Source organism: Corynebacterium afermentans subsp. afermentans, assembly GCF_030408355.1.
Lineage (GTDB): Bacteria > Actinomycetota > Actinomycetes > Mycobacteriales > Mycobacteriaceae > Corynebacterium > Corynebacterium afermentans.
Window position 1 is genome coordinate 709,000 of record NZ_CP046606.1, and the last position, 12,374, is coordinate 721,373.

The 12,374-nt window shown below is 65.0% G+C and carries 14 protein-coding genes, 1 tRNA gene and 1 pseudogene; 11 read left to right on the top strand and 5 right to left on the bottom strand.

All coding sequences use genetic code 11. The annotated features are described in order from the left end of the window. Nucleotide 1: 1 nt before the first annotated feature. The 6 genes from rpmF (at nucleotide 2) to CAFEA_RS03355 (ending at nucleotide 4,660) form a co-directional block, all read left to right on the top strand. Nucleotides 2-175, top strand: a complete 174-nt coding sequence (gene rpmF / locus CAFEA_RS03330) for a 50S ribosomal protein L32 (RefSeq protein WP_034999483.1) — start codon at nucleotides 2-4, stop codon at nucleotides 173-175. A 108-nt stretch (nucleotides 176-283) separates the two neighbouring features. Next, on the top strand, nucleotides 284-982 hold the full coding sequence (locus CAFEA_RS03335) for a response regulator transcription factor (protein WP_034999485.1): 699 nt from the start codon (nucleotides 284-286) through the stop codon (nucleotides 980-982). Beyond that, entirely contained in the window at nucleotides 979-2,460 is a 1,482-nt protein-coding gene (locus CAFEA_RS03340) for a HAMP domain-containing sensor histidine kinase (protein WP_063938263.1), read from the top strand. The genes CAFEA_RS03335 and CAFEA_RS03340 overlap by 4 nt, the downstream gene beginning before the upstream one ends. 101 nt (nucleotides 2,461-2,561) lie before the next feature. After that, nucleotides 2,562-3,827: a S1C family serine protease gene (locus CAFEA_RS03345; protein WP_063938265.1), complete on the top strand. Its 1,266-nt coding sequence runs from the start codon at nucleotides 2,562-2,564 to the stop codon at nucleotides 3,825-3,827. Nucleotides 3,828-3,878: 51 nt separating this feature from the next. Continuing rightward, nucleotides 3,879-4,439 carry a MogA/MoaB family molybdenum cofactor biosynthesis protein gene (locus CAFEA_RS03350; protein ID WP_051106437.1) on the top strand — a complete coding sequence of 187 codons (561 nt, stop codon included), beginning with the start codon at nucleotides 3,879-3,881 and terminating at the stop codon, nucleotides 4,437-4,439. A gap of 23 nt (nucleotides 4,440-4,462) precedes the next feature. Then, nucleotides 4,463-4,660, top strand: a complete 198-nt coding sequence (locus tag CAFEA_RS03355) for a hypothetical protein (RefSeq protein ID WP_126858374.1) — start codon at nucleotides 4,463-4,465, stop codon at nucleotides 4,658-4,660. 28 nt (nucleotides 4,661-4,688) lie between these two features. On the opposite strand, the gene mscL is transcribed toward CAFEA_RS03355, so the two are convergent. From mscL to CAFEA_RS03370, 3 genes are read right to left on the bottom strand one after another with little or no spacing between them, the layout of a single operon-like run. Beyond that, nucleotides 4,689-5,111 carry a large conductance mechanosensitive channel protein MscL gene (gene mscL / locus CAFEA_RS03360; protein ID WP_034999490.1) on the bottom strand — a complete coding sequence of 141 codons (423 nt, stop codon included), beginning with the start codon at nucleotides 5,109-5,111 and terminating at the stop codon, nucleotides 4,689-4,691. Then, nucleotides 5,095-5,739, bottom strand: a complete 645-nt coding sequence (locus tag CAFEA_RS03365; protein WP_034999491.1) for an SAF domain-containing protein — start codon at nucleotides 5,737-5,739, stop codon at nucleotides 5,095-5,097. Before CAFEA_RS03365 ends, mscL begins: the two co-directional genes overlap by 17 nt. A gap of 34 nt (nucleotides 5,740-5,773) precedes the next feature. Next, nucleotides 5,774-6,352 (bottom strand): 5-formyltetrahydrofolate cyclo-ligase, encoded by a 579-nt coding sequence (locus tag CAFEA_RS03370; RefSeq protein ID WP_126858376.1) that lies wholly within the window; start codon nucleotides 6,350-6,352, stop codon nucleotides 5,774-5,776. Between the two features lie 75 nt (nucleotides 6,353-6,427). Here CAFEA_RS03370 and CAFEA_RS03375 point away from each other — a divergent pair, with 75 nt between their 5' ends. The 5 genes from CAFEA_RS03375 (at nucleotide 6,428) to CAFEA_RS03395 (ending at nucleotide 10,856) form a co-directional block, all read left to right on the top strand. After that, nucleotides 6,428-7,402, top strand: a complete 975-nt coding sequence (locus CAFEA_RS03375; protein ID WP_063938267.1) for a UTP--glucose-1-phosphate uridylyltransferase — start codon at nucleotides 6,428-6,430, stop codon at nucleotides 7,400-7,402. Nucleotides 7,403-7,420: 18 nt separating this feature from the next. Then, nucleotides 7,421-8,752 carry a molybdotransferase-like divisome protein Glp gene (glp, locus tag CAFEA_RS03380; RefSeq protein WP_063938269.1) on the top strand — a complete coding sequence of 444 codons (1,332 nt, stop codon included), beginning with the start codon at nucleotides 7,421-7,423 and terminating at the stop codon, nucleotides 8,750-8,752. 19 nt (nucleotides 8,753-8,771) lie between these two features. Beyond that, entirely contained in the window at nucleotides 8,772-9,410 is a 639-nt protein-coding gene (locus tag CAFEA_RS03385; RefSeq protein ID WP_063938446.1) for a GNAT family N-acetyltransferase, read from the top strand. Nucleotides 9,411-9,524: 114 nt separating this feature from the next. Then, entirely contained in the window at nucleotides 9,525-10,709 is a 1,185-nt protein-coding gene (gene sepX, locus CAFEA_RS03390) for a divisome protein SepX/GlpR (protein ID WP_143313278.1), read from the top strand. Between the two features lie 74 nt (nucleotides 10,710-10,783). After that, nucleotides 10,784-10,856, top strand: a tRNA-Ala gene (locus CAFEA_RS03395). A 151-nt stretch (nucleotides 10,857-11,007) separates the two neighbouring features. On the opposite strand, the pseudogene CAFEA_RS03400 reads toward CAFEA_RS03395, so the two are convergent. Together CAFEA_RS03400 and CAFEA_RS03405 are read right to left on the bottom strand one after the other, a co-directional pair. Further along, a pseudogene (locus tag CAFEA_RS03400) lies at nucleotides 11,008-11,235 on the bottom strand (helix-turn-helix domain-containing protein); the annotation flags it as partial. A 309-nt stretch (nucleotides 11,236-11,544) separates the two neighbouring features. Then, the gene (locus CAFEA_RS03405) at nucleotides 11,545-12,255 is read right to left on the bottom strand and encodes an IS6 family transposase (protein ID WP_063938273.1); all 711 of its coding nucleotides are present in this window, start codon (nucleotides 12,253-12,255) and stop codon (nucleotides 11,545-11,547) included. Nucleotides 12,256-12,374 lie beyond the last annotated feature (119 nt).

Consider the following 12,374-nt stretch of genomic DNA (forward strand, 5'->3'; position numbering starts at 1 on the left):
CATGGCAACACCGAAGTTCAAGAAGTCCCGCGCGAACACGCGTATGCGTCGTTCCCAGTGGAAGGCCGACAACGCCGACCTGCAGACCGTCAAGATCGACGGCCAGGAAGTGCGCATCCCGCGCCGCCTGGTCAAGGCTGCTCAGGCCGGTCTGATCGACGTCGAGCAGTTCTAAGCTTCTAAGGGTCGCATTAGACCCATCGAAGGAACCGGGACCCCCAGGTGGGGCCCGGTTTTTTCAGCTTAATTCAACGCTGAGGAAAATATAAGTCATAATAATCCTATGAAAATTCTCGTAGCCGACGACGAGCAGGCTGTCCGTGAGTCGCTGAGACGCTCACTGCGCTTCAACGGATACGACGTTGTGCTCGCCGTAGACGGCGAAGATGCGCTCGACCAGATCCGTATTGAACAGCCTGATCTGACCATCCTCGACCTCATGATGCCCAAGCTCGACGGCCTGGGTGTCTGCCGTACCCTGCGATCCTCCGGGTACGACGGCCCGATCCTCATGCTCACGGCTCGCGACGGAGTGTCCGACCGTGTGGCCGGCCTGGACGCGGGCGCGGACGACTACCTGCCCAAGCCCTTCGCCTTGGAGGAGCTCCTGGCGCGTGTTGGCTCGCTGCTGCGCCGCACCCGCTCCGAGGCTCGCAAGGCCGCGGGCAAAGACCAGACCCGCCTCCAGTTCGAGGACCTGGTCATGGACACCTCCACCCGCGACGTCACCCGCGGCGGCCGGGCAATCTCGCTGACGCGTACCGAGTTTGCGCTGCTGCACCTGCTGCTGCAGAACCCGCGCCATGTGCTGGCCCGCCAGACCATCCTGGAAGAGGTGTGGGGCTACGACTTCCCGACCTCTGGCAACGCGCTGGAGGTCTACATCGGCTACCTGCGCCGCAAGACAGAAGCGGGCGGCGAATCGCGCCTGATCCACACCGTTCGCGGCGTCGGCTACGTCCTTCGGGAGACCGCTCCGTGATTTTGCGGCGTTTCACAGGCGAAGCTGCTCTGCGGGGACAGGCCAATACCGGCCGGTCGCTGCCCAACAGCTTGGCCGTACTCGCCGGCGGCATCGTCGCCGTGGTCATTTTGTTGACCGCGCTGTTTACCTACCGGCTTTCAGAAACGACTCGTCTGACCGTCATGGACGATGACCTGCGCACCCGCACCTACGGCGTATCGCTGCAGTTGAAAGACCTGGACACGGACGATCAGGATGGCTTTGAAAAAGCCCTCGACGACTTCAGCCGATCCAGCCCGTGGGTGAAGGTCTCGGCCGCGCCCGCTGGCTCCAACGTGTTTTACGGCGACCCGGTGCCGGTGGCGGGGCCGTACACGGCGACGTCTTCAGGCGACATGCTCTCCCAACGCACCGTGGCGGGGGAGCGCGTGGTGGTGCGTCGCAGCGCCTCCGGTGTCACCGTGGCCATCGCAAAGCCGTTGGACGTGTTGAGCATCGTCTCCGGCAGTTGGGGAGCGGCCGCGCTCGTCCTCGCCGGCACAGGCGGGCTACTCGCCTGGATTGCGGGCGCGGTGATTTCCGCCGTTGGCCTCCGACCTGTGCGCCGGCTGCACCGAGCTATCGACGCCGCCAACGAGTCCGACCAGCTGACAGAGCTGCCCGTCGACGGCGACGACGAATTCGCGGACATCACCACCTCCGTGAATAAGATGATCGCCACGCTGGAAGACTCTAAGACGCGCCAGGCACAGCTGGTGGCGGACGCCGGCCACGAGTTGAAAACCCCGCTGACCTCGATGCGCACGAACATCGAGCTGTTGATGATGCTGTACAACTCCGGACAACAAGATCAGATCTCGGAGCAGGACCGCAAGGACTTAGAGCGCGACGTGATGGCGCAAATGGAGGAAATGTCCATCCTCATCGGCGACTTGGTGGATCTGACGCGAGACGAAGCGCAGCAGGGCGCCGAGCCCGAGGATCTCCGCCTCGACGAGGTGCTGGAGGAAGCACTCGACCGCGTGCGGCGCCGCCGCCCGGACCTGGCGTTCCAATTCGAAGCGGACCCGTGGGTCATCACCGGCGACCGGTTCGCCATGGGCCGCGCCCCGATCAACCTCATCGATAACGCCGCGAAGTGGTCGCCGCAGGGCGGCACCGTGCGCGTGTCGCTGAAGGCGGCGAAGCGCAACGCGGTGCTCATTGTCGACGACTCCGGCCCCGGCATCCCCGAGGACCAGCGCGAGAAGGTGTTCGAGCGCTTCTACCGCGCGCCCGAATCCCGCTCGATGCCGGGGTCCGGTTTGGGCCTGGCCATTGTGAAGCAGGTCTTTGACCGCCACAACGCAACCATCGTGGCGGAGGAGTCCGACGACGGCGGCGCACGCTTCCGCGTGGTGTTCCCAGGCCGCCCGCCGCAAACGGACAACGAGGATGCTGACGCCACAGCCGCAGAAACCCAGGCGCGTGTGATTCCGCGCAAGAGCTACAGCTAGACCCGCAGGCTAACGCGCACAGCAATTGTTCAGGAATTGTTACGAAACGCGGTGCATGCCCTCAAGTTCTGCCACAGGGCGGCGGGGCATAATGGCCCGTCATGAGTGAAACGAACTTCCCGGAAGACACTTCCAGTTTTCCGTCGAACAATGGCGTTTACCAGGTGCCGTCTCAGCCCCAGGCGTACAGCCGCCGTGCCAACGACGGCAAAGGCGGCAAGGGCATTGCAGGGGCATTTGCCGTTGCGCTGGCAACGGCTCTCGTTGCAGGCGGTGGCGCGGGCTACTTCGCCGGCTCGACCCAGGCGGGCAAGGGGACGCAGAGCGCGCTGGAAAGTGCTCCGGACAGCTCCTCGGAGGATTCCCGGAATGGATCTGGCGGTGTGTCGTCGCAAAGCGAACTGCGTAACCCGACAGTTGCGGACCCGGCCGAGGCCCCCGAAGGCTCGGTAGAGCAGGTGGCCGCCGCGGTGCTGCCCGCGGTGGTCTCCATCGAGGTGGCCACGCCCCGCGGCAGTGCGGAAGGCTCCGGCTCCATCATTTCCGCAGACGGCTATGTGTTGACCAACCACCACGTCATCGCCGGCGCCGACACGCCCGGGTCGAAGGTGCAGGTCACGTTTAACGACGGCTCACGCCGCAGCGCACAGTTCGTCGCCTCCGACGTCAACACGGATGTCGGCGTGCTCAAGATCGACGACGTCAACGACCTGCAGGTGATGCGATTCGGCAACTCCGACGAACTGCGCGTGGGTCAGGAGGTCGTCGCCGTGGGCTCGCCGCTGGGGCTATCCGCCACTGTGACCAGCGGCATCGTCTCCGCGCTCAACCGCCCGGTGCGCGCCTCCCAAGGCGGTGGGGAAAGCTCGCTGATGGACGGCATCCAAACCGACGCCGCGATCAACCCGGGCAACTCCGGCGGCCCGCTGGTGGACCGCAGCGGCAACTTGATCGGCATGAACTCCGCGATTGCTTCGCTGTCCGCGGGCGGCATGGGGCAGGGCGGCCAGGGCGGCTCCATCGGCCTCGGCTTTGCCATCCCGTCGAACTTTGCCAAGCGGGTGGCGGAGCAGCTCATTGAAACGGGCGAAGCGACCCAGCCGATGCTCGGTGTGCGCGTGAGCGTGATGCAGGGCTTCGGCGGCGGTGCCGTGGTGGCGGGGGTGGAGCCCGGCAGCCCCGGCGAGAAGGCCGGCCTGAAACCTGGTGACGTAATCACGCGCCTGAACGACCGGCCCATCGACTCTGCCGACGCCCTGATCGCCGCGACGCGTTCCAAGGCGTTCGGGGAGACAGTGACGCTGCAAGTGCAGCGGGAGGGGGAGTCTCAGCCGATTCCGGTAGAGGTGACCTTAAGTTCCGAGTAACTTCATATCTGACCTATCCGCCCCGTTATGTCTTAAGGGAGTCTGACCACGATGCCGGAATTGTTTGACGCGCTCGACATCACCGAGCCGGACGATGCGACGCTGCGCGCGTCCGAGCTGGAGAGCGATTCCCCGACGTCGCCGGGCGCCATCGTCGTGCTGGTGGGCGACCGCCGCTACGACGCGCCGGGCGACAACACCGACGAGATGGTGGTGGAGCTTTTGCGCGAGGCTGGCTTTGTGGTCGATGGCGTGGTGCGCGTGAAGTCCAAGAAGTCTGAGATCCGCAAGGCCATTGAAACTGGCGTGGTCGGCGGCGTGGATCTGGTGCTCACGCTGGGAGGCACGGGCGTCGGCCCGCGCGATAAGACGCCGGAAGCGACCCGCGCGGTCATCGACAAGGTGGTCCCCGGCGTCAGCCAGGCCATCCGCTCGTCCGGCCAGGCGTGCGGTGCAGTGGACGCGTGCACCTCCCGCGGCATCTGCGGCGTGTCCGGTTCCACGGTCGTGGTCAACCTCGCGTCCTCGCGCCAGGCGATTCGCGATGGTGTGTCGACGGCGACTCCGCTGGTACGCCACCTCATCGACGAGCTGAACCAGCACTCGGTATAACCCCGGCGCAGTACAGCAGGCAGATGGAACGCAAACGTAGGCGCGCCGTGCGCAAAGCGGACGTGGAATACGACCGGTCCGCGGACGCCGCGCCAAACACACAGGCAGAAGAAAACCCGGCCCTGGACGCTGAGCGCGAGGTGCTGCTCGGCGACGAAGAGCCGGGTTTGACGGGCCGCGATTTCTATGAGGCGGAGCGGCCTCCGCACTACGGGGAGTAGCTTTCAGCCAGTCCCGCTCAAGGACGAACTAGTTCAGCGGCTTGTGAACGTTGTTCGGGTTCTGGCCTGCAAGCAGGTCGCGGATCTCCGTGAGCAGCTCGGTGTCGGTCGGCTCCGGCTCATCCGGGTCGATGCCCTTGCGCCGCTTCTGCGCCTCGTCCAGCTTGTTCATCGGAGCGACGAGCAGGAAGTAGATCACTGCGGCGATGAGCAGGAAGTTGATGATGGCGGTGAGGACGGCGCCGAAGTCGACGAAGGTCGCCTCGTTGCCCTCGCGGACGAAGAAGCCCAGGCCGGAGTAGTCTAGGCCGCCGAGGGCTGCGATGAGCGGGTTGATGATCGCGTCGGAGAACGCGGTGACAACTGCGGTGAATGTCGCGCCGATGACGACGCCGACGGCAAGCTCGATGACGTTGCCGCGCATGATGAAGTCTTTAAATCCTTGAAGCATGCTTCGGGATATTAAACGCGCGCTCACGGTTGCTCAATACCAGCGTGAGCGGTTCCGACAGGGAAGCGGCGGCCACGGCTGCAGCCTCACCCTGTCTGAGCAGCACTAACACCGCGTCACCTTCTCCAGATGTGACGACAATCCCATTTTTAGCAACCACGCGGGGCCCTTGGCCCACAACGTCAACTTCTGCCCCGTGATGCAGCATGGGCAAAATGTCCGGTTCCGCCAGCGGCACTGGAACCATGGAGAACTCCTCGCCGTCCGGTTTGTCCTGGGTGAGCAGGCCCGCCAGATCGGGCCCGACTAGGCGCGTGGCCGTGACTACTTCGCCGCGGGAGGCGGCCGCCGCGAGCAGTTGCCCCTCCGCCAACGCCGCGTCGTCGAGCGCGTTGTCGGGCACCGACTCCGCCGGGAGCCGCCGCAGCTCCAGGTCGTCCGCGCTGAGCACGGTGCCGGGGGCGACATCGCGGGAGAAGGTCAGCGCTGGCGGGTCGGACCGTGAGGCGTCGATAAGCACATGCAGCACAGCGGCGACGACGAGGAAGACGGCTATCGCCCTGCGGATGAGCACGGAGCGGCGGTAGCCGGGGGAGCGGAGGTTGTTGAAGCGCGCGGAGAGGTCCATGGGAATAAGACGGCGTAAAGCGCGCCTCGGTTCCCTAGACGCGGAAGAAACCCTCCGGCGTGATCACGGCGTCCACCGCCTGGTCGTGCGCGTCATGCGGCACAGCGTCGACAACCTCCCAGTCGTAGACCACTGCCGCAACGGGAACATCCAGGTTCGACAACGCTCGGTCGTAGTAGCCGGCGCCTTTGCCCAATCGCATGCCCTGCCTATCGACGGCTAACGCCGGCGCCACCACCAGCCCGCAGGAGCGCAACACGTTTGAGGTGAAGCGCGGGCCCGTCGGCTCAGTGATCCCCAAGGCGCCGGCCGTATCCGCGGCCCCGAGCTGCGCCCAAGCGAGCACCCCGCCCGGTAAAGAAATGGGTAAAAACGGCGTGCGCGCCACAGCGACGAGCTGTGCCGCGAAATCCGCAGGGCCAGGCTCGGAGGCGAGCGGGTTATAGGCGGCGATGTTGGTGCCGCGCGCGTTGAAATCGTCGATGCACGCCAAGGTGGCCGCGACTATTGCCTGGTCGAGCTTTTGTTTTCGTTCCGTGCCGCGTAGCTCGCGCCGGTTGGCGAGGTGCGCCGCACGCATGGCGGCCTTCCGGGATTGGGTGGTTGCGTCCACTTCGGGGTGCTTACTCCTTGCTTCTTACGGGTCGCAGCCCGGTTGTGAAGGTTGGGGGCTGTAGGCTTTGCGTTTATGCAGAATTCTACTGACCTTCCCGTTGATGCTGCGAACGCTTCTGTGAAGACTGTTGTGGTTCCGGCGGCGGGTATGGGGACTCGTTTTTTGCCGGCGACGAAGACGGTGCCGAAGGAGCTTTTGCCGGTGGTGGATACCCCGGGCATTGAGCTGATTGCTGAGGAGGCTGCGGCGGCTGGGGCGCAGCGTTTGGCTGTGGTGGTCGCGCCGAATAAGGAAGAGATCATGCGGCACTTCGGCGAGTTTTCGGACTTGCAGGACCTGATGGTCGCCCGCGGCAAGCAGGCCCAGGCGGACAAGGTCGCCCGCGCCAACGGGTTGATTGAGGCTGTGGCGGTCACCCAGGATGAGCCGCTTGGGCTTGGCCATGCGGTTGGTTGCGCGGAAGAAGCGTTGGACGACGACGAGGATGCGGTTGCTGTGATGCTGCCGGATGATCTTGTGTTGCCGGCGGGTGTGATGGACAAGATGGTCGCTGTGCGCAATGCACTCGGGGGTTCGGTGTTGTGCGCGTTTAACGTCTCGCGCGAGGAGGTGTTCAACTACGGCGTGTTCGACGTGGAGGATGCCCAGGCTGATGTTGATGGCGTTGAGGTGCTCAAGGTGCGTGGCATGGTGGAAAAGCCTGCTGTTGAGGATGCGCCGTCGACGCTGGTGGCTGTCGGTAGGTACCTGTTGGACCGGGGGATTTTTGATGCGTTGCGGCGTATTGAGCCGGGTAAGGGTGGGGAGCTGCAGCTGACTGATGCGATTGAGTTGATGATCTCTGAGGGGCATCCGGTGCATGTGGTGGTGCATGAGGGCAAGCGTCACGATCTGGGCAACCCTGGTGGCTACATCCCGGCGAATGTGGACTTCGGTCTGCGCGATGAGAAGTATGGCGCGGCGCTGTATACCGCGGTGAAGAAAATCATCGCCGACTTCGAGGCAGAACACCCCGAGGTTGCCGCAAAGGCGCAGGACAACGCGTAGACGAAAGGGGCACGGGCCATGCGCAGCGTAGAGGACCAGCTTGCGGCTGTAGTGGACGCGGCGACCGCCCCCGAGCCGATCCGGGTGGCGCTGACGGACGCGCTCGGCCTGATGTGCGCCGAAGAGGTCACCTCCACCACGCAGGTTCCCGGGTTCCCTCAGGCGGCTGTGGACGGCTTCGCCGTGCGCGCGGTAGACGTGGGCGGCACCGCCGGGCTGCGCAGGCCCGAGCGCCGCGACCGCAACGAAAACGACCACAACGAAAACGACCAGGACGGTAACGGCGAGGAAGCCCCCGCCGCCCCACAGCCGAATCGCGAACGCGCCCTTCCGGTGGTAGGCGAGGTGCCCGCCGGCTCCCAGAAACCGCTGCGCCTACAGCCGCGCCAAGCGGTGCGCGTCGCTACCGGCGCCCCGCTGCCCACGCTCGCAGACGCGGTGCTGCCGCTGGAGTGGACGGACCGGGGCCGCAAGCGCGTTACCCCGCAGCGCCCAGTGCGAACTGGTGATTTCGTGCGTCGGCCCGGCGACGACATTCAGCCCGGCGACATTGCTGTGCGACAGGGCGCGGTGCTCGGCCCCGCCCAGATCGGCCTCGCCGCCGCCGCGGGCCGCGACAAGCTCCTGGTGTACCCGCGCCCGCGCGTAACGGTGATGAGCTACGGCCTGGAGCTGGTGGACTTGGATCGCCGCCCGGGCCTGGGGCAAATCTTCGACATCGCCTCCTACGTCGTGGCCGCTGCCGCCAAGGAGGCGGGCGCGGACGTGCACCGCGTCGGCATTATTAACGCCGAGCCGCGCCGCATGCGCGAGACGGTGGCCGGCCACATCGCGAAAAGCGAGTTCGTCATCATCACCGGCGCCGTCGGAGGCTCCGGCGCGGCGCCGATCCAGGAGATTTTGCGTGAGCTCGGGCAGATCGACACTACACGCGTGGCCATGCACCCCGGTTCCGTGCAGGGCCTCGGCCTGATGGGTGAGGAGCGCATCCCGGCGTTCCTTCTGCCGTCCAACCCGGTGAGCGCGCTGGTGATCGCGGAAACGTTCATCCGCCCCGCCATCCGCCGCTCCCTGGGCAAGACCGCGGTGACGCGCCGCACCGTCGAAGCCCGCTCCTTGCGCGAGCTCAGTTCGATTCCGGGCCGCCGAGGCTACATCCGCGCCCGCCTCATGCGCGATGCCGACACCGGAGACTACTTGGTCGAACCGCTGTCTGCTCTGGAGGCCGGGCCCGCGCACCTGTTGGCCGGTTTTGCGGAGGCCAATGCCATGATCTGCCTGCCGGAAGATGCCGTGCATGTGCGCCCCGGCGACATCGTGGACGTCGAGTACCTCCGGCAGCGCAGCTAGGCGCCACCCCGTGTTCGCGATGTTTCGCCAGCCCACCCCGGGCTGGCCTGAGTCCACGCCGACGGCCACGCTTCCCGACGGCAGATCCGTCCGCCTCCGTCCCCTGACCTCTCGCGATGGGGAGGATTGGGCGGGCACGAGAAACGTCGATAAGCAATGGCTCGAACCAGTCGAGCCAACCGTAGACGGCACCTGGGAGGACGCGCACTCGCACGCGGCGTGGCGCAACACCTGGCTAAACCTGAAGCGGCTGGCCAACCAGGGCACGGCGGTGCCGCTGGTCATCGAGGTGGACGGCGACTTTGCCGGACAGGTCACCCTGGGCAACATCCAGCACGGCATTGTCTCCGAATGCTGGGTGGGCTACTGGGTGCACTCGCCGTTTATGGGCCGCGGGGTGGCCACTGTCGCCTGCGCGTTGGGCGTGGACCACGCGTTTTCCCGCGTCGGGCTGCACCGCGTGACCGCCACCTACCTGCCGCACAACCCCGCGTCCGGCCAAGTGCTCAAGCTCAACGGCTTCCGCGAGGAGGGCTACCTGCGACGCAACCTGCACATCGACGGGCAGTGGCGCGACCACCACTTCGTGGCGTTGAACGCCGACGATTTCCCCACCACAGCCGTGCAGCGCCTGCGCGAGGCTGGCCGGGTGCGCTAAGGGCGAAAAACACCTGCGCTCCACCGGCGCGCCGACCCGTTCGCCTGCGCAAGTGCCGATACCGTGGACTCCTGACTTTAAGGGTGCAACTGACGCGGAAAGGTGGCATCGCCCATGGGCAGCCCGAGCTTAATGATCATCTTGATCCTGGTCGTGTGGATCATCGTCCTCGCGCCGTTGATGATCGGCAACAACAAGCCGATCCGCCGCTCCGGCGACGGCTACGACGAAACGCGCGTGCTGCATGAGGGCGGCACCGCGCCGATGGCTGAGCGCCGCCGCCCGAAGCTCACCGCCGCCGACATCCACCGCCACAGCGAGGACACCGACTATGAGGTTGTCGAGGCAACAGATGCCGAGGAGCAAGTGCTTATCGACGACGCTCCCGCCCTGCGCACCCTCTTCCGCCGCCCCGGCGCCGAGGATCAGGCCGACCACATCGACGGCGAAGTGATCGAGCACGTCGACGACGAGGCTGAGCCGGTCGAAGCTGAAACGGCTGAAGATGAAACGGCCGAAGATGAAACGGCCGAGGGCGGCTCAACCAAGGTCGTCGCCAGCGAGACCGGCGGCGGCTCCACCTCTGTAAAGATCCTCGCCGCGGAGGATGCTGCGGAGGACGATGCTGAGGACGCTGTGGCTGAAGCAGAGGCCGACCGCTACGAACTGGACGAGTCCTACACTGCACCCGAGGACTTTGGCTATGCGGGGGAGACCGGAGGCGTCGAGAAGCAGAGCGCCCCGGAAGCGGGCGTTGAGGAAGCACCGGAAGATCTCGACAACGAGGTCGACACCGCGGAGGCGGCCGAAGCGGGCGACGAGGACCTCGCCTTCGCCGCTGCGCGCCGCGGCCGCGGCGGATTCGACCCGGAGCGCGAAAAGAAGAACACCGCCACCCGCTTCCAGCGCCGCCAGCGCACCCTGCTGGCGCTGATCGCCGCGTGCGTGGTCACCTTCGTCATCGCGTTTGTCGCAGGCGGCTGGACCTGGGTGCTGCCCGCCGTGGCAGTGGGGATGACCGCATGGTTCATGGTCGCGCTGCGCCGCGTCGTGTTGCAGGAGCGCGCGCTGCACGCCCGCCGCCTGCGCCAGCTGCGCCGCGCCCGCATGGGTGTGGCCATGAGCAACCACACCGAGCACCCACGTGACGCACGCCTGCGCGCCGGCTCCGTCGTGCTGGACCTGGACGACGAAAGCCCCGACTTCGACACCCTGCCGTCCGCCCGCTACGCGCCGGAAAACGACCCCGGCTACGACGACTACGAAGACCTCGGCGGCTACGGTACCCGCGCCTCCTAAAAACCGTGAGAACCTCCACTGCGCTGGCGATTTAACCGGCGCGTGGGGGAGGAGTAACGTAACGAGGTGCCCAAGGGGCTATAGCTCAGTTGGTAGAGCGTCGCGTTCGCAATGCGAAGGTCAGGGGTTCGATTCCCCTTAGCTCCACAGTTGTCATGAGTCGCGTCATGCTTGACGCATGAGTCGCGACATGCTGGACGGACCGGCATCCCAGTTGTTTTTGTTCTGGGGTGCCGGTTTTGTTCATTCGGGGGGGCAGTGGTGGGTCGCCGTGTTTCCAGTAGGCCTTTTGGTAGTCGCGGGCGGTGATGATGTCGTTGCGTAGTGCTTCCGGCACGGCGTGCGGGTGGGTGTGAGGGGCGCGTGATTTCGGTGCGATTGCTTCGGCGCCGCCTGCGTCGTAGGCGTTGAGGATCTGGTGGACGCGTTGCCGTGAGATGCCGAAGCGTTTGGCGACGCTGGTGGGTGTGCCGCCTTGATCTCTGACGGCTCTGACGATGGCGATGTTGCGGTTAGGATTGTTCATAGTGTCAAACATGTCCCGACTCACCAGTCAAACATCACCGACACGACTGAGGTAACCCTAAGTGTCAACAATGACGCGACTGACCTGTCAAGGATCACAACGTCTTCCGCAGGCACACCCCGTCAAATATGTCGTGACTTCAGACACCCTTAGCTCCACAGTTCGATAAAATCCCTGGTCATGTTTGGCCAGGGGTTTTGTTGTATCTACCCTGGTAGGTGCACTATTCCTGGTGCTGTTGCAAAGTTGGGCGGGGAGCCGAGACGACCCAGTTTCTCATTTCCTGATGGCCGCTGCGTGCCGGCGTTCTCAGGCCGTCTCGAAGGCCCGGTTGACGATCACCGCGTCCGGATTGGGGTGCCCATAAGCAAACATCGTGCCCTGACCTTTCCACAATGAATGCATCGCTTCCATCCCTTTCAACGTCCGGTGGGCAGACGTCCGATTTTTGAACGCCCCCTCCGGTCCCAGGATTCGTTTCAACCGGCCATGATCTCCCTCGAGAACGTTGTTCAGGTATTTCACCTGACGGTGCTCCACCGTCTGAGGGCAGATTCCCTCCGCCTTCAGCTCGGAGATCGCCTTGGCCAGGGAGGGTGCCTTATCTGTATTAATTACCCGCGGGGAACCGGCTGTCGTATTCGATCGCAGCGTCTTGGCCAGGAAACGCTTGGCCGCCGCGACATTGCGCTTCGGAGAGAGATAAAAGTCCAGGGTCTGCCCACCGGCGGTAATAGCCCGGTAGAGATAGCACCACGTGCCGCCGACCCGAATATAGGTCTCATCCACCCGCCAGGACCGGGCCTGCCAGTCGGGTACCTGCCGGTACCACCGAGTGTGCTTATCCAACTCAGGGGCGTATTTCTGCACCCAGCGGTAGATCGTGGTGTGATCGACTGGCACACCCCGCTCGGCCATCATCTCTTCGGGATCGCGGTAGCTCACGCCGTAGCGGCAGTACCACCGCACCGCCCACAGGATGATTTCACGGGGGAAATGCCGACCGGAGAAGATGCCCATGGCCGTGATTATTTCACGCCGGTCTTTCTACTGCCCCAACTTTGCAATAGCACGCTAAAGCGTATGCCGTGCCATATGCCTAAACATACGGCATGTACTGTGGGGCGTATATTCACCCG

Coding starts and splice junctions, on each gene's coding strand:
- rpmF (WP_034999483.1), top strand. CDS start 2: ATGGCAACACCGAAGTTCAAGAAGTCCCGCGCGAACACGCGTATGCGT.
- CAFEA_RS03335 (WP_034999485.1), top strand. CDS start 284: ATGAAAATTCTCGTAGCCGACGACGAGCAGGCTGTCCGTGAGTCGCTG.
- CAFEA_RS03345 (WP_063938265.1), top strand. CDS start 2,562: ATGAGTGAAACGAACTTCCCGGAAGACACTTCCAGTTTTCCGTCGAAC.
- CAFEA_RS03350 (WP_051106437.1), top strand. CDS start 3,879: ATGCCGGAATTGTTTGACGCGCTCGACATCACCGAGCCGGACGATGCG.
- CAFEA_RS03355 (WP_126858374.1), top strand. CDS start 4,463: ATGGAACGCAAACGTAGGCGCGCCGTGCGCAAAGCGGACGTGGAATAC.
- mscL (WP_034999490.1), bottom strand. CDS start 5,111: ATGCTTCAAGGATTTAAAGACTTCATCATGCGCGGCAACGTCATCGAG.
- CAFEA_RS03365 (WP_034999491.1), bottom strand. CDS start 5,739: ATGGACCTCTCCGCGCGCTTCAACAACCTCCGCTCCCCCGGCTACCGC.
- CAFEA_RS03375 (WP_063938267.1), top strand. CDS start 6,428: ATGCAGAATTCTACTGACCTTCCCGTTGATGCTGCGAACGCTTCTGTG.
- glp (WP_063938269.1), top strand. CDS start 7,421: ATGCGCAGCGTAGAGGACCAGCTTGCGGCTGTAGTGGACGCGGCGACC.
- CAFEA_RS03385 (WP_063938446.1), top strand. CDS start 8,772: ATGTTTCGCCAGCCCACCCCGGGCTGGCCTGAGTCCACGCCGACGGCC.
- sepX (WP_143313278.1), top strand. CDS start 9,525: ATGGGCAGCCCGAGCTTAATGATCATCTTGATCCTGGTCGTGTGGATC.
- CAFEA_RS03405 (WP_063938273.1), bottom strand. CDS start 12,255: ATGGGCATCTTCTCCGGTCGGCATTTCCCCCGTGAAATCATCCTGTGG.